Here is a 20,323-nt window from a genome sequence, read left to right on the forward strand (position 1 = left end):
GCCCCGGCCCCGGCCCCGGCCGCGCACGCGCGCCGGCGGCCGGCGGGGTGCCTCATCCCGGGCGACCCCGAACCGGGCCCACCACGCTGGGGCCCGCGCTCGGCAACCCCCGCGCTCGGCAAACCCCCCGCTCGGCAACCCGTGGCAATCCCGCGCTGGGGGACTCCGTGCTGGGCGATCCCGTGCTGGGCGATCCCGTGCTGGGGGACTCCGTGCTGGGGGATCCCGTGCTGGGGGGACCCGCGCCGGGCGACCACGCGCTCGGCAGCAACGTGCGACAAGCTGCAGCAAGACGCGACAATGGGACCTGTGGGCCCACATCCAGCCGTCGCCGATGTTCGCAGGGCGGTGCGTGAGGCGCTGGCCGACGTCCAGGAGGGCGCGCTGGTGCTGGCCGCGTGCAGCGGCGGTGCCGACTCCCTGGCCCTGGCCGCCGCGCTCGGTTTCGCCGCCCCGCGGATGGGCCTGCGCGCCGGCCTGCTCACCGTGGACCACCAGCTCCAGCCGGGATCCGCCGACCGGGCACGGACGGTGGCGTCCCTGGCGCCCGGGCTCGGCCTGGACCCCGCCGAGGTCCTCACCGTCACGGTCGGCGCCGCGGGCGGCCCGGAGGCGGCGGCCAGGGACGCCAGATACGCCGCACTGGCCGCGGCGGCCGACCGGCTGGCCGCGGCGGCGGTCCTGCTCGGCCACACCAGGGACGACCAGGCGGAGACGGTGCTCCTCGGGCTGGCCAGAGGCAGCGGACCCCGATCCCTTTCCGGCATGGCCGCCACGGCCGGCCGATACCGCCGCCCGTTCCTGACGATCCCCAGAGCCACCACCGTGGCCGCCTGCCAGGCCCTCGGCCTGGCGCCCTGGGACGACCCGCACAACGAGGACCCGCGCTACACGAGGGTCAGGGTGCGAAGAAGGGTCCTGCCCGTCCTGGAGGAGGAGCTCGGCCCAGGAGTGGCGGAGGCGCTCGCGAGGACCGCCGCCATGGCCCGGGAGGACGCCGACGCACTCGATCGATGGGCGGAATCGGCGTACCAGGATTGCGCTCTTAGCGATATCGGCGGGTCGGTGACGCTGGCAGTACCCGAGGTGGAAAAACTGCCCGACGCCGTCAGGCGGCGGGTGTTGCGGCGCGCGGCCATCGAGGCGGGGGCGCCGTCCGGTGCTCTGTCCGCGACCCACGTGCTGGCGGCGGACCGGCTGATCACGCGCTGGCGGGGGCAGAAGGCCGTGGACCTCCCCGGGGGTCTGTCCGTCATCCGCCGGTATGACACCCTGATACTCGCCATCAGTCCCATCCCGTAAGGAACCACAGGTGGACGCTGCCGACATGGGCCACGACCTGGAAAAGGTGCTCATCCCCGAGGAGGAGTTGCAGGCCAAGATCAAAGAGCTGGCCGGCCGGATAGACAGGGACTACGCGGGCAAGGACGTGCTGCTCGTGGGTGTGTTGAAGGGCGCCGTCATGGTGATGGCGGACCTGGCCAGGGCGTTGCACGTGCCCGTGCAGATGGACTGGATGGCGGTGTCGTCGTACGGTGCGGGCACCAAGTCGTCCGGCGTCGTACGCGTGCTGAAAGACCTCGACACCGACATCTTGCACCGCCACGTGCTGATCGTCGAGGACATCATCGACTCGGGGTTGACCCTGCACTGGCTGCTGGAAAACCTGAAGTCGCGCAATCCCGCCTCGCTGGAGGTCTGCACCGCGTTGCGCAAGCCGGACGCGGTGAAGGTGCCGATCGACGTGAAATACGTGGGCTTCGACATTCCGAGTGAGTTCGTCATCGGTTATGGCCTCGACTACGCGGAGCGATACCGGAACCTTCCGTTCATCGGCACTCTCGCCCCACACGTTTATATGTAGCAATCCCGGCCACGGCCGGGAACATCGCCCAACGTGACGTACGTTGATAAGGCAAGGCCGGTGTAGCGGGCGGGTGCATCCTGCGCGCGTCGCCGGTGTACCTTCAGACTCCGGGAGGGTGACCCCGTGTCCCCTTCGGGTAGTCAGAAGTCGCGGCGTCGGATGCCGCGGCCCCGGGCCAGCCCGGGGTTCCAGGCCATGGTCAGGAAGGGACGGGCCCGCAAGGGGTTCCGCATCGGATGGATCTCAAGCGATTTACACGTGGGCCACTGCTGTGGATCCTGGGCATCGTCGTGCTGCTCCTTCTCGTCACCCAGCTCTGGAGTGGTGGGGGCAATTACAAGCCGGCCGACACGTCCACGGTTCTCCAGCAGATTCGCGCCGGAAACGTCAGCAGCGCCAGGGTGATCGACAAGGACAATCGGATCGAGGTGACCCTGACCAACCCGGTCGTGGTCAAGCCGGGTGACCCCCCGGCCAAGCTCATCGAGTCCGACTGGGTCACCGGTTACGGCAGCAAGCTGACCGACGAGCTCCAGACTCAGGTCGAGGCGGGCAAGACCAAGAGCTTCACCACCGAGGTGCCGCAGGAAAACTTCCTGGTCAGCATCCTGGTGAGCTTCCTCCCCATCGTCTTCATCGTGCTGATCTTCCTGTTCATCATGAACCAGATGCAGGGCGGCGGCTCGAGGGTGATGAACTTCGGCAAGTCCAAGGCCAAGCTCATCACCAAGGACACCCCCAAGACCACGTTCGCCGATGTCGCGGGTGCCGACGAGGCCATCGAGGAGCTCCAGGAGATCAAGGAGTTCCTGCAGGCCCCGGCCAAGTTCCAGGCGATCGGCGCCAAGATCCCCAAGGGCGTGCTGCTCTACGGCCCGCCCGGCACCGGAAAGACCCTGCTGGCCCGCGCCGTCGCGGGCGAGGCCGGCGTGCCGTTCTACTCGATCTCCGGTTCCGACTTCGTCGAGATGTTCGTCGGTGTCGGCGCCTCTCGTGTGCGTGACCTGTTCGAGCAGGCGAAGGCCAACGCCCCCGCGATCATCTTCATCGACGAGATCGACGCCGTCGGCCGCCACCGCGGCGCCGGCCTGGGCGGCGGTCACGACGAGCGCGAGCAGACGCTCAACCAGCTGCTCGTCGAGATGGACGGATTCGACGTCAAGGGCGGCGTGATCCTCATCGCGGCGACCAACCGGCCGGACATCCTCGACCCGGCGCTGCTGCGCCCGGGCCGTTTCGACCGGCAGGTCACCGTGGACCGGCCGGACCTCGAGGGCCGCAAGGGCATCCTCAGGGTCCACGGCCGCGGCAAGCCGTTCTCCCCGGACGTCGACCTCGACGTCATCGCGCGCCGCACCCCCGGGTTCACCGGCGCCGACCTGGCCAACGTGATCAACGAGGCGGCCCTGCTCACCGCGCGGGCCGACCAGAAGCTGATCACGATGGAGATCCTCGAGGAAGCGATCGACCGTGTCATGGCAGGGCCCGAGCGTAAGACGCGGGTCATGTCCGACAAGGAGAAGAAGATGATCGCCTATCACGAGGGCGGTCACGCGCTGGTGGCGCACGCGCTACCCAACTCCGATCCGGTTCACAAAATCACGATCTTGTCCCGCGGTCGCGCGCTCGGCTACACGATGACGCTGCCCATGGAGGACAAGTTCCTGGCCACCAGGTCGGAGATGATGGACCAGCTCGCGATGCTGCTCGGCGGCCGCGCGGCGGAGGAGCTCGTCTTCCACGAGCCCACCACCGGCGCCTCCAACGACATCGAGAAGGCCACGGCCGTCGCCCGCCGCATGGTGGTCGAATACGGCATGAGCGAGCAGCTCGGCGCCCGTAAGTTCGGCACCGGCAACGCCGAGGTGTTCCTGGGCCGCGAGATGGGCCACGAGCGCGACTACTCCGAGAAGATCGCCTCCACGATCGACGAGGAGGTCCGCCGGATGATCGAGACGGCGCACGACCAGGCGTGGGACATTCTGGTCGAATACCGCGACGTGCTCGACAACCTGGTGCTGGAGCTCATGGAGAAGGAGACCCTCTCCCGTGACATGGTGCTCCAGATCTTCGCCCCGGTGGTCATAAGGGAGCACCGCCCGTCCTACGCGGGCTACGGCAAGCGGCTCCCCTCCGACCGCCCGCCGATCCTGACCCCGAAGGAGCAGTCCGCCAACGGCTCGCTCACGTCGGGCCACCAGGACGCCCTTCCCTCCGGGGACAGTGCGTGACGCATTACGACGTCGACCTGGGGCGAATCGAGAAGGCCGTCCGCGAGATCCTCTACGCCATCGGCGAGGATCCCGACCGCGACGGCCTCATCGAGACGCCCGCCCGGGTCGCGAGGGCCATGGCCGAGCAGTATTCAGGGCTCGGCCAGACGCCGGAAGACGTCCTGACCAAGGTCTTCGACGTCGATCACGATGAGATGATCCTGGTCAGGGACATCGAGGTCTATTCGTCCTGTGAGCACCACCTGGTCCCGTTCCACGGGGTGGCCCACGTGGGCTACATCCCCAACGAGCGCGGCCAGGTGACGGGCCTGTCCAAGCTGGCCCGCCTGGTCGACGTCTTCGCCCGCCGGCCGCAGGTGCAGGAGCGCATGACGTCCCAGATCGCCGACGCCCTGATGCGGGTGCTGGAGCCGCGCGGGGTGATCGTGGTGGTCGAGGCCGAGCATCTGTGCATGACGATGCGCGGCGTACGTAAACCGGGTGCCAAGACCGTCACCTCGGCCGTCCGCGGTAGTTTCCGTACGAGCGACAAGACGCGCTCCGAAGCGATGGCGTTGATCCTCGGCCGATGAGGTCCGAACCGGGTACCCACGATGTCTGCATGTGTGGGGGAGCGCCTAGGCTTGGCCCATGACTAGCGTGCCCATCAACGCGCCAGGAGGTGCGCAGCGGTGCCTCGTCATGGGTGTGGTCAATGTGACCCCCGATTCGTTCTCCGACGGCGGCCAGTGGTTCGACGTGGAGACCGCCGTACGACACGGCCTTGACCTGGTGCGGGAGGGTGCCGACATGGTCGACGTGGGCGGCGAGTCCACCCGTCCCGGAGCGACCAGGGTGTCGCTGGAGGAGGAGCTGGCCAGGGTCGTCCCGGTGATCAGGGCGCTCGCCGCCGAGGGCGTGACGGTCAGCGTCGACACGATGCGCGCCGAGGTCGCCAGGGCGGCCGTGGAGGCCGGGGCGCGACTGGTCAACGACGTGAGCGGCGGCCTCGCCGACCCCGAGATGCCGCGCGTGGTGGCCGCGACCGGCGTGACCTACGTGGTCATGCACTGGCGCGGCCACAGTCATGACATGTACAGCCGCGCGGTCTACGCCGACGTGGTGACCGAGGTGCGTGAGGAGCTGAGCAAGCGCGTGGACCTGGTCCTGGCCGAGGGGGTGTCGCACGAGCAGATCGTGCTCGACCCCGGCCTCGGCTTCGCCAAGCACGCCAAGCACAGTTGGGCGGTGCTGGCCGGGCTTCCGCGACTGACCGAGATGGGCTACCCGCTGCTCGTGGGGGCGTCGCGCAAGGGATTCCTGGGACGGCTGCTGGCAGGCCCCGACGGCACACCCCGGCCGTTCAGCCGCAGCGACGACGCGACCGTGGCGGTGACCGCGCTGGCCGCGCACGCCGGCGCGTGGTGCGTACGCGTCCACCAGGTGGGACCCAATGCCGATGCCGTCCGCGTGGCCGCCGCATGGAAGAGAGCCGGAGCCAATACATGAGCGTCGAAACTGCCGCCATCGAGACGGTCAACCAGGAGTTCTACTCCGCCATCGAGAGCGCCGACCTCGACAAGATGACCGAGGTCTGGGCGGAGGACACGGCCGACGACCAGGTGAGCTGCGTCCACCCGGGCTGGACCCTGCTGTCGGGCAGGTCGGAGGTGCTGCGGTCGTGGGCGCTGATCATGGCGAACACGACCTACATCCAGTTCGTGCTGACCGACGTCAACACGACCGTGCTGGGCGACGTGGCCGTGCTCACCTGTGTGGAGAACATCCTCACCGCGGGTGAGGAAGGTGAGTCCAGCTTCGCCGCGGGCAAGGTGGTGGCCAGCAACGTCTACATCCGCACCGGGCAGGGCTGGCGGCTGTGGATGCACCACGGTTCGCCGGTGCTGCAGGGGGATGATGACGACGACGAGGAGGACGGCGAGCTTGAGCACTGATCGCATCGCTCTCAAGGGCCTGCGCGCCCGGGGGAGACACGGTGTGCTCGCTGCCGAGCGGGAGCTCGGACAGGAGTTCGTGATCGACGCGACGCTGTTCCTCGACACCGCGCCCGCCGCGGCCGGTGACGATCTCACCAAGACGGTCCACTACGGGGAGCTGGCCGAGGCCCTGGCCGGGGTCGTGCGGGGTGAGCCCGTCGAGCTGATCGAGACGCTCGCGCAGCGGCTGGCCGACGTGTGCCTGGCCAGCGAGCTGGTCAGCAAGGTCGAGGTGAGTGTGCACAAGCCGGCGGCGCCGATCCCGCTGCCGTTCGACGACGTGGTCGTGACGATCGAGCGGAGCCGCGCATGAAGGTCGTCCTCGCTCTCGGCAGCAACCTGGGGGACAGGTTCCAGACGTTGCAGGGCGCCGTGGACACCTTGTTCGACGCCCCCGGGCTCAACTTCGTCAAGGCGTCGCCGGTCTACGAGACGGATCCGGTCGGCGGTCCCGGGGGGCAGGAGCCGTACCTCAACGCGGTCGTGGTGGCCGAGACCATCCTGGAGCCGCACGCGCTGCTGGAGCGGGCGCTGAGCGTCGAGAACGCCTTCGGGCGGGTCCGCGCCGAGCGCTGGGGGGCGCGTACGCTCGACGTCGACCTGATCGTCGTGGGCGAGACCGTCTGCGCGGACGCGGAGCTGACGCTGCCGCATCCGCGCGTTCACGAGCGCGCGTTCGTGCTCGTGCCCTGGTCGCAGGCCGATCCCGAGGCCGCGATCCCCGGCCGCGGCCGGGTGTCCGACCTGCTCGAAGGGCTCGACACGCGAGGTGTACGCCTGCGCGCGGACCTGACCCTGGAGATGCCGGATTGAAGCCTACGAACCCGATCCACCTGGTCGGCGTCGTCGTCGTCGCCGCACTCCTGACCTGGCTGGCGGTCGGGGAGCTCTACTCCACGCTGCCCGTCATGCCGTGGACCGCGATCCCCACGGTGCTGCTGCTGGCCATCGGCGAGGGCTACAGCGCCTGGGCCACCAGGGCCAGGCTCACCAGGAAGCCCGGCACCAAGCCCGTGGAGCCGCTGGCGGTGGCCCGGCTGGCGGCGCTGGCGAAGGCGTCGGCGTACGCGGGGGCGCTGTTCGCGGGGGTGTTCGCCGGGTTCGCGCTCTACACGGTGCAGATGCTCGACCGGCAGACGCCGCGCGGGGAGTTCTTCGTCGCGACGGGGTCCTTCGTCTCGTGTGTCGTGCTCATCTGCGCCGCCCTCTACCTCGAACACGCGTGCCGCATCCCGAAGGACCCCGACGAGGTCAAGCGCGACTAGTTGTCGTCGGTCAGGTCTTCCATGGCCGGCCGCGATCTGGCGTGCATCCTGTCGTGCCACATCTCGCGCTGCAGCAGGCGCAACGCGCGGCGGAGCACGTCGCTCGGCCGCTCGCCTTCCCGGAGGGCGGCCCGGATGATCCGCTCGTCTTCGGCGTTGGCCGGGAAGTCGAAGCTAGCCATGCCCCGAGCCTAGGGAACCGCCGACTTCCTTGTCCTGTCTTTGCGATACCGGCGTGCGGCGGCGGCCGAAGAGGTAGATGACGGGAAGCGTGCAGATCAGGGGGCCGATGACGGCGACGGGCCGCTCCAGCCACCAGATCACGTCCGGCGGGATCCGGGCGCCCAGGTTGCCGAACACCCACCACGACACTCCCAGTGAGATGGCCATCCCGGTCGTGTGGAACAGGAACAGCGGCAGCGCGTACCTGTTGATGAAGTCGTTGAGCCGGCGCCATCCCGGCTTCTCCAGTACGCGTTCCATCGCCGGCCGCAGCACCTCGACCAGCCCGATCTGGAACAGCAGCAGGGCGACGATCACGAACGTGGGCGGGGCCATGTTGGACCACTTGTCGCCGGGCACGCCCACCATGGAGCCCGGGTAGATGCCGGAGTAGACCAGGCCGAAGAGGGCGAACAGGCCGGTCCACAGCACGGCGACGTCGTAGCGCCTGGGCAGGACGACGATCCGCTCGTAGAAGAAGCCGGCCTGGTGGGCCAGGCCCCAGACGAGCAGCATGTTGAGCCAGCCGGCCCATTCGACGCCGTACCTGAAGCGTATGACGTCGACCACCAGGGCCGCGCCGCCGAGCCAGATCAGGGCCAGCACGTCGAAGCGGTGGTGCAGCCACAGCGCCACCGGCAGCAGCGCGATCAGCACCAGGTAGACGCCGAGGAACCACAGCGGGCTGAGCACCAGCAGCACCACCCGCCACATCCAGTCGATCTGGAACGTGAGCGTGACCACCGCCCCGATCGCGATCCACACGCCGGACAGGAAGAGGGCCGGTAACGCCAGCGCGCGGATGCGCCGCAGGACGAACGCGCCGATGCCGACGCCGCGCGCCCTGGCGCGGTTCCAGGACAGCAGGTGTACGTGGCCGCCGACGTAGAAGAACAGCGGCAGCACCTGCAGCAGCCAGGTGAGGATCCACAGCCCCGAGGTGAAGCCCAGCGGGCTGGTGGGTTCGGGGCCGTGCGGCCGCCACTCCAGGATCGTGAAGGCCCAGTGCCAGACCACGACGACGATCAGGCTCAGCGCGCGAAGCCAGTCCACATACTTGTCGCGTTCGGGGGGTTTCACTGGGCTCACTTGTCTGTCACTTGTCGATGTCACCCACGACGAAGAACATCGAGCCGAGAATGGCGACCATGTCGGCGACCAGGTGGCCGGGCAGCATCTCGCGCAGCACCTGGATGTTGCTGTAGGAGGCGGAGCGCAGCTTGAGCCGCCACGGGGTCTTGTCGCCCTTGGAGACGAGGTAGTAGCCGTTGATGCCGAGCGGATTCTCCGTCCACGCGTACGTGTGCCCCTCCGGCACCTTGAGCACCTTCGGCAGCCGCTGGTTGATCGGCCCAGGAGGCAGCGAGCGCAGCCGGTCGACGCAGGACTCGGCCAGGTCGAGCGAGACCTTGAGCTGTTCGACCAGGATCTCGAACCGGGCGTGACAGTCGCCGGCCTCCCGGGTGACGACCTTCACCGGCAGCTCGGGGTAGGCGAGGTAGGGCTCGTCGCGCCGCAGGTCGAAGTCGACGCCGGAGGCTCGGGCGATGGGTCCGCTGACGCCGTACTGCATGATCTGCTCGCGTGACAGCACACCGACGCCCTTGGTGCGGGCGATGAAGATGTCGTTGTGCAGGATCAGGTTCTCGATGTCGGGCACGCGGCGGCGGGTCTCCGCGACGGCCTCGGCCACCCGGTCCAGCCAGCCCAGCGGCAGGTCCTCCTTGAGCCCTCCGACCCGGTTGAACATGTAGTGCATGCGCCCGCCTGAGATCTCCTCCATGACGGCCTGGATGCGCTCGCGCTCGTTGAAGGAGTAGAACACCGGCGTGATCGCGCCCAGCTCCAGCGGATAGGAGCCGAGGAACATCAGGTGGTTGAGCACCCGGTTGAGCTCGGCCAGCAGTGTGCGGGCCCACACGGCCCTGACCGGCGGCTCCATGCCGAGCAGGCGCTCGGCGGCGAGCACCACGCCCAGCTCGTTGGCGAAGCCGGACAGCCAGTCATGCCTGTTGGCCAGCATGATGATCTGCCGGTAGTCGCGCACCTCGAACAGTTTCTCCGCGCCCCGGTGCATGTAGCCGATGATCGGCTCGGCGGTGGCGATGCGCTCGCCGTCGAGCGTCAGCCGCAGCCTGAGCACGCCGTGCGTGGACGGGTGCTGTGGGCCGATGTTGAGGATCATGTCCTCCGTGGCCAGCTCTTTCGCGCCCGCACCGATTCCGACCACACGTTCCGTCATACCGCCATGCTGCCACCACGTGGAGGGGTGATCCAGCGCAGCGGATGGTCAAGGAATGGTATGGAAACGCATTCCGAAGCCGGACACGGGGAGTAATAGCGTGAATGGGGGGAGAAAACACCATGAGGAGAGCTCTTTTCGATGTCGTGGCGCTGATCACCCGGGTGGCGCTCGGCGTGATTTTCGTGGCCCACGGCTGGCAGAAGTGGCAGAGCGGCATTGGCGCGACGACGCAGGGATTCAGGGACATGGGGGTCCCGATGCCCGCGCTCACGGCCGGATACACCACGGTCGTGGAGACCCTGGGCGGCATCCTGATGATCCTTGGCCTGCTGGTCCGGCCGGTGGCGCTGCTGTTCCTGATCGGCATGCTCGGCGCGATCGTCTTTGTGCACGCCGGGAACGGGGTGCTGACCGCTGACAACGGGTGGGAGCTGCCGGGCGCGCTCGGCGCGCTGAGCCTGCTGTTCCTGACGTTGGGCGGCGGACGGATCGGGCTCGACGGGCTGCTCGGGGCGATCTTCCGCAGGCGGGGCGAACGCCGCGCCGCCGAGGAGGAGCTCGCCGCGCACGCGCCCCGGACGCCGGTCGGCGGGCCGTCGAACGTCACGCCGGCCGCCGGGCCGACGGCCCAGTCCAAGGAGCCGTCCGAGCCGGGGCAACCGGCCCAGCCGGAACAGCCGGCCGAACCGCGGCAGCCGTCCGAACAGCCGCACCCGCCGACGTCCAGCAAACTCAACGACGAGGACATGCGGGACATCGACGCGCTGATCTCGGACGAGCCGCCGCAGCACCGCAAGCCGCCGAACCGCTGAGTCAGCTCAGGTCACGTAGCGCCTCGATCAGCCGGTCCACGTGCTCCTGCGTGGTTCCGATGCCGATCGAGGCCCGGATCGCGGAGACCGCCGGGTCGTCGCAACCGCCCTCGGCGCCGTCCAGCAGGTGCCGGACGAAGGGGTGGGCGCAGAACTTGCCGTCGCGTACGCCGATGCCGTACTCGCTGGACAGGATCTCGGCGACCTCGCGCGCCGAGTGGCCGTCCACGGTGAACGACACGATGCCGACCCGTGGGTGGTCGTTCCCCCACAGTGACAGCTCGCGTACGCCCTCGATCGAGGCCAGCCCGGACCGCAGCCGCGCGATCAGCCGCTCCTCCTCGCGCACCAGCGCGGTCCACCCGGTCGCGTTGAGCGCGTCGCAGGCGGCGGCCAGCGCGATGGCGCCCAGCACGTTGGGGGTGCCCGCCTCGTGCCGCGGCTCGGGGTCGTCGTGCCACTCCGCCGTGTCCCCCACCGAGCGCACCGCGCCCCCGCCCTTGAGGTACGGCTCCCCGTCGGCCAGCCAATCTCCCCGCCCGACCAGCACCCCGGCCCCGAACGGCGCGTACAGCTTGTGCCCGGAGAACGCCACGTAGTCCAGGCCGAGCGCGGTCAGGTTGAGCCGCCGATGCGGTACGAGCTGCGCCGCGTCCACCAGGATCCTGGCCCCGTGCCGATGCGCGATGTGGGCCAGCGCGGCGATGGGCCACAACTCGCCGGTGACGTTGGAGGCGGCGGTGACCACGAGCAGCTTCGGCCCGTCGATCCCGGCCAGCGCCTCGTCGGCGGCGCGGACGGCCGCGCCTGGGAAGGCGGGCGGCGCCAGCCGTACGGACCGCTCCCAGGGCAGCAGCGAGGCGTGGTGCTCGGTGTCGAAGACCACGGTCGTCGTGCCGGCCGGCAGGCAGCGGGACAGGAGGTTCGTGGCGTCGGTGGTGTTGCGGGTGAAGATCACGGCGTCGTCGGGGCGGGCGCCGACGAACGCGCGTACCGTGTGGCGGGCCTGCTCGTACCTGGCGGTGGTGAGCTGTGAGGCGTAGCCCGCGCCGCGGTGGACGCTGGAGTAGGCCGGGAGCGCGGCGGCGACGGCGGCGTTGACCGGCTCAAGACAGGGCGCGCTGGCCGCGTAGTCGAGGTTGGCGTACGGCACCAGCCTGCCGCCCTTGACCGGCACCTCGAGGTCGGCGCCGAGCACGGCCGGGATCGGGCGCTCCTGCGGCGTCTCGGCCGGCGTCCGGGCGTCGGCGGAGTTGAAGATCGTCAGTGTGGACACGGCACATCTCCCAGGGGTCATCGGACCCCTGGTGCAGCCACGGAGCCCGCGCTTGCCCGCCACACCCCGTGGCGAGCCAGGTCCTCACCCGGGGCACCCCGCCGCGGACGCGAGGGTTGCCGGCCAGCTAGCCGGGGCTTGTCGCTGGCACTCATGACCTACGCCGCGACTATACCAACGACAACCCGGTCATCCCACTGCCGCTTCGCAGATTTCTCATTTGCCGACATACAGCCATGAATCACAAGTACGCGAACTTATGTGGCATCCGGCTCGTTGCTCCGAGAAACCGTCACATGTCATGGAGGTAGGAAGATGCTGGACTGGGTGGCCGACCCGCAGATCTGGATCGGATTCTTCACCCTGGTAGCCCTGGAGATCGTCCTGGGGATCGACAACATCATCTTCATCTCCATCCTGGCCGGGAAGCTACCCCCTGAACAGCGCGATCGGGCACGCGTCCTGGGCCTGGCCGCGGCGCTGATCAGCCGCCTGCTTCTGCTGCTCGGCCTGTCGTGGGTGGTCCGTCTCACCGAGCCGCTGTTCGCGGTCCTCGGTCACGAAATATCCGGACGTGACCTGATCCTCCTGCTCGGTGGCCTCTTCCTGCTGGCCAAGAGCGTCACCGAGATCAGCCACAGCATGGACGCCCCGCACGGTAAGGACGGCGGGAAGGCCGCCGTGTCCTTCACCTCGGTGATCGTGCAGATCATGATCCTCGACTTGGTGTTCTCGCTCGACTCGGTGATCACCGCGGTCGGCATGGTCGACGAGCTCGGCGTCATGATCGCGGCGGTCGTGGTGGCGGTGCTGGTGATGCTGTTCGCCTCCGGGCCGATCAGCAGGTTCGTGGAGCGGCACCCGAGCATCAAGATGCTGGCGCTGGCGTTCCTGGTGCTGATCGGCATGGTGCTCGTCGCCGAGGGCCTCGACCAGCACATCCCCAAGGGCTACATCTACTTCGCGATGGCGTTCTCCGTCGTCGTCGAGCTGCTGAACATCCGGATGCGCGGCAGGCACGCCAAGATCTCGGTGGAGGAGGATTCCACTCTTAAGATGAAATAGTGCTCTTCGATCCTTGGAATCCGGATTTCGTCGCCCATCCGTACCGGGTCTACGACGAGCTGCGGCGCGAGGCGCCCGTCAGTTACTTCGAGCCGACGGGCCAATGGCTGATCTCGCGGCATGCCGACGTGAACGCCCTGCTCAGAGACCGCCGCCTGGGCCGGTCGTACCTGCACGTGGCCACGCACGAGGAGTTCGGCAGGCCGCCTGAGCCGGAGTTCCTTGAGCCGTTCTGGCGGGTGATCAGGGCGGGAATGCTCGACGTCGAGCCGCCGGTGCACACCAGGCTGCGCCGGCTGGTCTCCAAGGCGTTCACGCCGCGCATGGTCGAGTCGCTGCGCCCCCAGGTGCGGGCCATCGCCGCCGGCCTGGTGGACGCGTACGTGGACAAGGGCGGTGGCGACCTGATCGCCGAGGTCGCCGAGCCGCTTCCGGTGACGGTGATTGCGGCGATGCTCGGCATCCCCGAGCAGGACCGTCACCTGCTCCGCCCGTGGTCGGCCGACATCTGCGGCATGTACGAGCTCAACCCCACCCCCGACGCCCAGCACACCGCGGTACGCGCGGCGACGGAGTTCTCCGCCTACCTCAAGTCCCTGGCCCGCGACCGCCGCGCGAACCCCGGCGACGACCTGATCAGCGCGCTCACCAGGATCGACGAGCTCACGGAGGAGGAGCTGGCCGGCACCTGCGTCCTGCTGCTCAACGCCGGCCACGAGGCCACCGTGAACGTCACAGGCAACGGCTGGTGGGCCCTGTTCAGGAACCCCGGCGAGCTGGAGCGCCTGCGTGCCGACCGGTCGCTGCTGCCCACGGCGGTCGAGGAGCTGATGCGGTGGGACACGCCGCTGCAGATGTTCGAGCGCTGGGTGCTCGAGGACATCGAGGTGCACGGGGTGGAGATTCCGCGCGGGTCCGAGGTGGCGCTGCTGTTCGGCTCGGCCAACCGGGATCCCGCCGTGTTCGAGGACCCGGACCGGCTGGACGTGGGGCGGGCCGACAATCCGCACATCTCGTTCGGGGCCGGGATCCACTTCTGCCTGGGCGCGCCGCTGGCCCGCATCGAGCTCATCGAGTCGTTCGGCGCGCTCCTGGACCGGGCCGCCAAGCTGGAGCTCCGGCAGCAGCCCGCCTGGAAACCCGGCTACGTCATCCGCGGCCTGCGCTCCCTGGATCTGACGGCCACCGCCTGAAAGCGCCCGGCGGCGGGCGGGTCAGCGGCGTTGGCTGAGCCAGCCGAAGCCGCCGAGCCCCGCCGGGTCGATCAGCTCGCCCTCCTCCGAGGCCCTGGCAAGGGCGCGGAGGTAGCCGCGCGGATCGGTGCGGGCCAGGTCGATGGGCGGCCTGGCCCCGGTGACCCCCAGAGCCCTGAGCGCGTCACGCTGTGTGGACAAGGTTGTGGATATCGCCCCGGCCCGCCGCCCGGCCTCCGCGCACGCGTCGAGCGCGACGTGAGTGGTGATGTCGCAGGTCCCGTTGGGTACGGGCGCCACGACCGCCCCGTCGCGGTAACCGGTCAGCGTGCCACAGGGCGGCCGGTTATCCACAGGGTGTGCATAATCGATGGCGATCGCGCGGCCTCTGGTGAGGCGTACCAGGACCGAGGCCCAGGCCTCGTCGCGGGGGCGGCCGATCTCCGCGCGCGAGCCCACCCGGGACAGCGGCCACCACCGATCGAGCCACTCGCGGTCGGCGGGTGGCACCGGGCCGCCGAGGCGCTCCTCGCCCGTGTGCACGTTGACCATGACGAGGCGGGGGCCGTCGGCCGTCTGCTCCACCACGTCGATCGGCACGTTGTCGAGCCACTCGTTGGCGATGGCCAGCCCGGTGATGCCGGCGGGCAGGCTCGTGTCCCAGCGGATCCGCGCGGGCAACCCCTCGGGGCGGGGGGAGAGGTCGACGGCCGTGATGCGCAGCCGGTCACGCAGCGTGACGTCGGCTGCGGCGAGCACCTGGGTGACCAGCAGGCCCTCGCCCGCCCCGATGTCCACCAGGTCGAGCACGTCAGGCTCACCGAGCTCGTCGTCCACCTGCGCGAGCAGCGCCAGCACCGCGCCGGCGAACGCGGCCGACGCGCTGACGGAGGTGCGGAAGTGGCCTGAGGGGCGTTCGCGGAGGTAGAAGCCTTCCTCACCGTACAGTGCTCGCTCTGTCGCGGCGCGCCACGTGAGCCACATGACTGGACTATCTCATGACTCCTCGCCTGCACGCAGAGTTATCTCGTGACTACTAATTGTGTTCTCCTTACGCTATTGTTTACTGTGAGTAATCAAGAGACCGCGTTCCGGCAGCACCAAAGGCGGAATTCGGTCAGGCACCCGCGACCACGGTCGCGTGAAAGGAGTTCATCGTGCTGAAGAAGGTCATGGTCATGACCGGCGCTGTCGCAATGCTGTCGCTGGCCTCACCGGCCTACGCCGGTGGCGGCCTGGACGTCAACACTCTCTCGGCCAACGGCATCGCCAACGGCGCCGTCTCCGGTAACACCGTCAAGGTGCCGGTCAACGTCCCCGTCAACGCCTGCGGCGTCGCCGCCGCCGTCGCCGGCGCCGCCAAGGCCGGCTGCCACGGTGGCGCGTCCACGCACGGCCCCAGCCACCACCACGGCCACTAGAAGGGTGTGAGCCCGGACCGGTGTAAGCCGGCCCGGGCTCGACCCCCGGCTGGTCAGTCGGCGGATGCCAGCCGGCGCACCTCCAAGGGGTTCCATCTGATTGCGGGCGTCGGGCCGAAGGGCTCGGCGCCCGCCGCCATGCGATGAAGCCCCTCTCCTCATCTCTTCCGACAGGGGGTGCACGATTTGTATGCCCTTGTCGCTTTTGTCGTTAACTCAACGTGCGGCAAAACACCGGTCACAGGGCGGCACCGCCGATCCGGCCCACCATGAGTGCGCGCTTCGCTACCTGCGGTGGGTCGCCGGGCGGCCTGCCGTACGCACCCCTGAGAGGCCGTTACGCTGGTCGGCAGTGCCATCAGGTCGACAGGGGTGTGACGTCATGGACGCAGGTGATCGCCCGGCACGGCTGACTGTCGGCGTGCTCGGGGCGGGCAAGGTCGGCTCGGCCCTCGGCGCCGCGTTGTCGCAGGCGGGGCACCGGATCGTGGCGGCGAGCGGCGTGTCGGAAAACTCGCGGCGATGGGCCGCCGACCGGCTCGGCGTCCCGCTGGCGCGGCCCGACGAGGTGGTCTCGGCGGCCCAGCTGATCCTGCTCACCGTCCCGGACGACGCGCTGCCCGACCTCGTCAACGGCCTGGCCACCACCGGGGCCGACCTCAAGGGCAAACTGCTGGCGCACACGAGCGGGGCGTACGGGCTGTCCGTGCTGGAGCCGGCGGCCGAGGTCGGCGCGTTGCCGCTGGCGCTGCATCCGGTGATGACGTTCACCGGGCGCGACGACGACCTCAACAAGCTGACCGGCATCTCCTACGGCGTGACCGCGCCCGACGTGTTGCGGCCCATCGCCGAGGCCCTGGTGATCGAGATGGGCGGCGAGCCGGTCTGGATCGCCGACGCTGATCGCCCGCTCTACCACGCGGCGCTGGCCGGGGCGGCCAACCACATGGTCACGCTCATCGCCGAGTCGTCTGACCTGCTGCGGGGCATCGGCGTCGAGCATCCGGGGCGGATGCTGGGCCCGCTGCTCGGGGCCGCGCTCGACAACGTGCTGCGGCTGGGCATCGCCGGCCTCACGGGCCCGGTCGTGCGGGGGGACGCCGGGACCGTACGCAAGCACGTGGACGCGTTGATCCTGGCCGCACCCGAGGCGGCCGACGCCTACATCGCGCTGGCCAGGCTCACGGCGGACCGGGCGCTCGCCGCCGGACTGCTCAAACCGGAGGAGGCGGAGCGGCTGCTCGACGCGCTGGGGGGCAATATATGGACCTGACCGTCGCGTTCGGAGGGCATCCATGGATCTGATCGTCGCCAGGAACCGGGAAGACCTGGTCAAGGCACGTGCTGGTGGCGAGGTGGCCCTGGTGCCGACGATGGGGGCGCTGCACGAGGGCCATCGGTCGCTGATCAGGCAGGCTCGCGTCCGGGCCAACCACGTCGTGGTCAGCATCTTCGTCAACCCCCTGCAATTCACCCCTAACGAGGATTTTTCACGCTATCCCCGTACTTTTGATGCTGATCTGGACGTGTGCCGGGAGGAAGGCGTCGACGTCGTCTTCCACCCGGCCGTCGAGGACATGTACGCGCCCGACCGCCAGGTCAGCGTCAGCGCCGGCGAGATGGGCCGGATCGTCGAGGGCGCCTTCAGGCCGGGCCACTTCGACGGCGTGCTGACGGTGGTGCTCAAGCTGTTCAACCTGGTGCAGCCTGACCTGGCCTTCTTCGGCCAGAAGGACGCACAGCAGCTCGCCGTGATCCGCCGCATGGTCACCGACCTCAACCTGCCGATCGAGATCGTCGGTGTGCCGACCGTGCGCGAGCCGGACGGGCTGGCCCTGTCCAGCCGCAACCGCTTCCTGTCCGCGCAGGACAGGAAGGTGGCGCTGGCGCTCTCCCGTGCCCTGCGGGCCGGCGCGGCCGAGCTCACCCCGGCCGGGATCCACGCGACGGCGCGCGCCGTGCTCGACGCGGCCGGACCCGAGCTCGAGGTCGACTACCTGACGCTGGTCGAGCCGGCCACGTTCGCCGAGGTGACCGAGTCGTACGCCGGACCGGCCGTGCTCGCGGTGGCCGCCACGATCGGCGGCACCCGGCTGATCGACAACGTCATCCTGACCCTGACTCCTTCCTGAGCCTGAGCACCCACCCGGGGCATGCGCACGCGATGGCAGGCGTTATCGTCATATTGACGAAATCACCTCCAGCGAGGAGATCCCCAATGAGCACACCGGCGATTCCCCTGCGGCTGACCGCTCCCGCGCCCGGCTGGACCGTCGAGGCGGACGTGGTCGTCGTGGGCTCGGGCATCGCGGGGCTGACCGTGGCCCTGCGGTACGCCGAGCTGGACCCGGCGGCGAAGGTCCTGGTCGTGACCAAGGACGTGTTGTCGTCCGGCTCCACCCGATGGGCGCAGGGCGGCATCGCGGCCGTGCTCGATCCCCGTGACACGCCCGATGAGCACCTCAACGACACGTTGCTGGCCGGGGTGGGGCTGTGCGACACGCGGGCCGTACACACGATGGTGACCGAGGGGCCCGGCGCGCTGCGGCGGCTCATGGCCCGCGGCGCCCGCTTCGACCGGTCCCCGGAAGGGGAGCTCCAGCTCACCAGGGAAGGCGGGCACCGGCGCCGCAGGATCGTGCACGCGGGCGGCGACGCCACGGGTGCGGAGGTGCAGCGGGCGCTCGTCGAGGCGATCCACGCCGGGTCGATCGAGGTGATCGAGCACGCGCTGGTGCTCGACCTGCTCAAGGACGCGGCGGGCCGGGCGGGCGGCGTGACGCTGCACGTCATGGGCGAGGGCGCGCGTGACGGGGTGGGCGCGGTGCGCGCCAGGGCGGTCGTGCTGGCGACCGGCGGCCTGGGCCAGGTCTACGCCGCCACCACCAACCCGATCGTGTCCACGGGCGACGGGGTCGCGCTCGCGCTGCGCGCCGGGGCCGTGGTGCGCGACCTCGAGTTCGTCCAGTTCCATCCCACCGTGCTGTGGCTCGGCGAGGGTTCGACGGGGCAGCAACCGCTGATCTCGGAAGCGGTCAGGGGCGAGGGCGCGTTCCTGATCGACCACGCGGGCGAGCGGTTCATGCGGGGTGCGCACGAGCTGGCGGACCTGGCGCCGCGCGACGTCGTGGCCAAGGCGATCATGCGGAACATGCGCGCGTACGGCCACGACCACGTCTATCTCGACGGACGCCACTTCGGCAGGGACAAGTGGGAGCAGCGCTTCCCCACCATCTACGCCGTCTGCCGCGAGCACGGCGTCGACCCGGCGACCGAGCCCATCCCCGTGGCCCCCGCCGCCCACTACGCCAGCGGCGGCGTCCGTACGGACCTGCGCGGCCGCACCTCGATCGAGGGCCTGTACGCGTGCGGCGAGACCGCCTGCACCGGCGTTCACGGCGCCAACAGGCTGGCCTCCAACTCCCTGCTCGAAGGGCTGGTCTTCGCCGAGCGCATCGCCGAGGACATCCACCGGGCACACCCGGCGCCCGGCGAGCCGGTCGAGAGCAGGACCGCGCCGGGGCTGGCCGACCCGAGGACCAGGCCGAGGATCCAGGCCCACATGAGCACCGGGGCGAGTGTGCTGCGCAGCCGCGAGTCGCTGCTGGCCACGGCCAGGGCGCTGCGCGAGGCGCGCTGGACCCCAGTACACGTGCCGGCCTGCACCGAGTCATGGGAGGCCACGAACCTGCTCACCGTGGCCACCGTGCTCACCGGCGCGGCTGCGGCCAGGCTGGAGACGCGTGGCTCACATTGGCGCGAGGATTACGACACCCGCGATGACAACGAATGGCTGGGGCACCTGGACGTGACCCTGACGGAGGAGGGGGCTCGGATGACGTACACGCCTCATGAGGACGCGATGCCGCAGCGGCTGGCGCAGGAGCTGACCTCCGCCGGGCTCGACCCGGCGGAGGTGGACGCGCTGATCGATCGGGCGCTCGCCGAGGACGTGCGGGAGGCCGGCGACGTGACGAGCGCGGCCACGATCCCGGCCGGGCAGTTCTCGGTGGCCGACGTGGTGGCCCGCAAGGACGGCGTCGTGGCCGGGCTGGCCGTGGCGGAGGCGGTGTTCGTGCGGCTGGGCGCGGGGCGTACGGAGAGGAGGGCCAAGGACGGCGAGCGGGTCCGGGCGGGCGATGTGCTGATGACCGTCGAGGGGCCGGTCCGCGGGCTGCTGACGGCCGAGCGCACCGCGCTCAACCTGCTCACTCATCTGTCCGGGGTGGCCACGCTGACCGGCAGGTGGGTGGAGGCGATCAGCGGCACGACGGCGCGCGTGCGCGACACCCGCAAGACGCTGCCGGGGCTGCGGGCGCTGGAGAAGTACGCGGTCCGCTGCGGGGGCGGCGTCAACCACCGCATGTCGTTGTCGGACGCCGCCCTGATCAAGGACAACCACGTGGTGGCGGCCGGGGGCGTGGCGGAGGCGTTCAGGGCGGTCAGAGAGCGTTTTCACGGCCTGCCGATCGAGGTGGAGATCGACCGGCTGGACCAACTGGAGGCCGTGCTCGACGAGGGCGCGGAGGAGGTTCTGCTGGACAACTTCACGGTCGAGGACACCGCGCGCGCCGTACAAATCGCGAAATATCGGGCTAAAAACAGGGTTGCTCTTGAAGCGAGCGGGGGATTGACCTTGGAATCGGCTCGTGATGTGGCCGACACTGGCGTGGACTACCTTGCGGTGGGAGCGCTTACGCACTCAGCGCCGGCCCTTGACATCGCACTTGATTTGCGGGGGTAATTG

The 20,323-nt window shown here is 69.7% G+C and carries 21 protein-coding genes and 1 riboswitch; of the genes, 16 read left to right on the top strand and 5 right to left on the bottom strand.

The genetic code is table 11. The features are described 5' to 3' along the window. Nucleotides 1-300: 300 nt before the first annotated feature. From tilS to ITP53_RS12365, 9 genes are all read left to right on the top strand, one after another. Nucleotides 301-1,302, top strand: coding sequence for a tRNA lysidine(34) synthetase TilS (tilS, locus tag ITP53_RS12325; protein ID WP_195895491.1), 1,002 nt, complete (start codon nucleotides 301-303; stop codon nucleotides 1,300-1,302). Between the two features lie 10 nt (nucleotides 1,303-1,312). Beyond that, a complete protein-coding gene (hpt, locus tag ITP53_RS12330; protein ID WP_328814380.1) occupies nucleotides 1,313-1,864 on the top strand; it encodes a hypoxanthine phosphoribosyltransferase in 552 nt (183 codons plus the stop codon). Between the two features lie 239 nt (nucleotides 1,865-2,103). Beyond that, nucleotides 2,104-4,098: an ATP-dependent zinc metalloprotease FtsH gene (ftsH, locus tag ITP53_RS12335; RefSeq protein ID WP_195895492.1), complete on the top strand. Its 1,995-nt coding sequence runs from the start codon at nucleotides 2,104-2,106 to the stop codon at nucleotides 4,096-4,098. Beyond that, entirely contained in the window at nucleotides 4,095-4,673 is a 579-nt protein-coding gene (gene folE / locus ITP53_RS12340) for a GTP cyclohydrolase I FolE (RefSeq protein WP_195895493.1), read from the top strand. Before ftsH ends, folE begins: the two co-directional genes overlap by 4 nt. A 58-nt stretch (nucleotides 4,674-4,731) precedes the next feature. After that, a complete protein-coding gene (folP, locus tag ITP53_RS12345; protein ID WP_456238096.1) occupies nucleotides 4,732-5,589 on the top strand; it encodes a dihydropteroate synthase in 858 nt (285 codons plus the stop codon). Further along, nucleotides 5,586-6,035, top strand: a complete 450-nt coding sequence (locus tag ITP53_RS12350) for a nuclear transport factor 2 family protein (protein WP_195895494.1) — start codon at nucleotides 5,586-5,588, stop codon at nucleotides 6,033-6,035. Before folP ends, ITP53_RS12350 begins: the two co-directional genes overlap by 4 nt. After that, nucleotides 5,998-6,390: a dihydroneopterin aldolase gene (gene folB / locus ITP53_RS12355; RefSeq protein WP_207755883.1), complete on the top strand. Its 393-nt coding sequence runs from the start codon at nucleotides 5,998-6,000 to the stop codon at nucleotides 6,388-6,390. Before ITP53_RS12350 ends, folB begins: the two co-directional genes overlap by 38 nt. Beyond that, nucleotides 6,387-6,890, top strand: a complete 504-nt coding sequence (gene folK, locus ITP53_RS12360) for a 2-amino-4-hydroxy-6-hydroxymethyldihydropteridine diphosphokinase (RefSeq protein WP_195895496.1) — start codon at nucleotides 6,387-6,389, stop codon at nucleotides 6,888-6,890. The genes folB and folK overlap by 4 nt, the downstream gene beginning before the upstream one ends. Beyond that, the gene (locus ITP53_RS12365; protein WP_195895497.1) at nucleotides 6,887-7,342 is read left to right on the top strand and encodes a DUF3180 domain-containing protein; all 456 of its coding nucleotides are present in this window, start codon (nucleotides 6,887-6,889) and stop codon (nucleotides 7,340-7,342) included. Before folK ends, ITP53_RS12365 begins: the two co-directional genes overlap by 4 nt. Here the strand turns inward: ITP53_RS12365 and ITP53_RS12370 are convergent. From ITP53_RS12370 to ITP53_RS12380, 3 genes are read right to left on the bottom strand one after another with little or no spacing between them, the layout of a single operon-like run. Continuing rightward, entirely contained in the window at nucleotides 7,339-7,524 is a 186-nt protein-coding gene (locus ITP53_RS12370; protein WP_195895498.1) for a hypothetical protein, read from the bottom strand. The two genes, ITP53_RS12365 and ITP53_RS12370, sit on opposite strands and share 4 nt — an antisense overlap. After that, on the bottom strand, nucleotides 7,517-8,644 hold the full coding sequence (locus ITP53_RS12375; RefSeq protein WP_207755884.1) for an acyltransferase family protein: 1,128 nt from the start codon (nucleotides 8,642-8,644) through the stop codon (nucleotides 7,517-7,519). Before ITP53_RS12375 ends, ITP53_RS12370 begins: the two co-directional genes overlap by 8 nt. Nucleotides 8,645-8,660: 16 nt before the next feature. After that, complete coding sequence (locus tag ITP53_RS12380; protein ID WP_195895500.1) at nucleotides 8,661-9,806, bottom strand: NADH-quinone oxidoreductase subunit D; 1,146 nt, start codon at nucleotides 9,804-9,806, stop codon at nucleotides 8,661-8,663. 122 nt (nucleotides 9,807-9,928) lie between these two features. Here ITP53_RS12380 and ITP53_RS12385 point away from each other — a divergent pair, with 122 nt between their 5' ends. Next, nucleotides 9,929-10,621 carry a DoxX family protein gene (locus ITP53_RS12385; protein WP_195895501.1) on the top strand — a complete coding sequence of 231 codons (693 nt, stop codon included), beginning with the start codon at nucleotides 9,929-9,931 and terminating at the stop codon, nucleotides 10,619-10,621. Nucleotide 10,622: 1 nt separating this feature from the next. Here the strand turns inward: ITP53_RS12385 and ITP53_RS12390 are convergent, their stop codons facing one another. Further along, nucleotides 10,623-11,897, bottom strand: a complete 1,275-nt coding sequence (locus tag ITP53_RS12390; protein ID WP_328814381.1) for an aminotransferase class V-fold PLP-dependent enzyme — start codon at nucleotides 11,895-11,897, stop codon at nucleotides 10,623-10,625. 43 nt (nucleotides 11,898-11,940) lie between these two features. After that, nucleotides 11,941-12,056: riboswitch (SAM riboswitch) on the bottom strand. A gap of 156 nt (nucleotides 12,057-12,212) precedes the next feature. On the opposite strand from ITP53_RS12390, the gene ITP53_RS12395 reads away from it, so the two are divergent. Then, the gene (locus ITP53_RS12395; RefSeq protein ID WP_195895503.1) at nucleotides 12,213-12,962 is read left to right on the top strand and encodes a TerC family protein; all 750 of its coding nucleotides are present in this window, start codon (nucleotides 12,213-12,215) and stop codon (nucleotides 12,960-12,962) included. After that, on the top strand, nucleotides 12,962-14,155 hold the full coding sequence (locus tag ITP53_RS12400) for a cytochrome P450 (protein ID WP_195895504.1): 1,194 nt from the start codon (nucleotides 12,962-12,964) through the stop codon (nucleotides 14,153-14,155). The genes ITP53_RS12395 and ITP53_RS12400 overlap by 1 nt, the downstream gene beginning before the upstream one ends. Before the next feature lie 21 nt (nucleotides 14,156-14,176). On the opposite strand, the gene ITP53_RS12405 is transcribed toward ITP53_RS12400, so the two are convergent. Then, a complete protein-coding gene (locus ITP53_RS12405; protein WP_195895505.1) occupies nucleotides 14,177-15,139 on the bottom strand; it encodes an SAM-dependent methyltransferase in 963 nt (320 codons plus the stop codon). Between the two features lie 173 nt (nucleotides 15,140-15,312). On the opposite strand from ITP53_RS12405, the gene ITP53_RS12410 reads away from it, so the two are divergent. The 4 genes from ITP53_RS12410 to ITP53_RS12425 all read left to right on the top strand — a co-directional run bounded on the left by ITP53_RS12410 (nucleotide 15,313) and on the right by ITP53_RS12425 (nucleotide 20,320). Continuing rightward, complete coding sequence (locus ITP53_RS12410; RefSeq protein ID WP_328814382.1) at nucleotides 15,313-15,576, top strand: chaplin family protein; 264 nt, start codon at nucleotides 15,313-15,315, stop codon at nucleotides 15,574-15,576. A 382-nt stretch (nucleotides 15,577-15,958) separates the two neighbouring features. After that, a complete protein-coding gene (locus ITP53_RS12415; protein WP_195895506.1) occupies nucleotides 15,959-16,849 on the top strand; it encodes a Rossmann-like and DUF2520 domain-containing protein in 891 nt (296 codons plus the stop codon). A gap of 22 nt (nucleotides 16,850-16,871) precedes the next feature. Continuing rightward, nucleotides 16,872-17,708 (top strand): pantoate--beta-alanine ligase, encoded by an 837-nt coding sequence (panC, locus tag ITP53_RS12420; protein WP_195895507.1) that lies wholly within the window; start codon nucleotides 16,872-16,874, stop codon nucleotides 17,706-17,708. A gap of 86 nt (nucleotides 17,709-17,794) precedes the next feature. Beyond that, the gene (locus ITP53_RS12425) at nucleotides 17,795-20,320 is read left to right on the top strand and encodes an L-aspartate oxidase (protein WP_195895508.1); all 2,526 of its coding nucleotides are present in this window, start codon (nucleotides 17,795-17,797) and stop codon (nucleotides 20,318-20,320) included. The last annotated feature ends 3 nt before the right edge of the window (nucleotides 20,321-20,323 follow it).

The sequence above is a fragment of the Nonomuraea cypriaca genome (assembly GCF_015645445.1).
GTDB lineage: Bacteria > Actinomycetota > Actinomycetes > Streptosporangiales > Streptosporangiaceae > Nonomuraea > Nonomuraea cypriaca.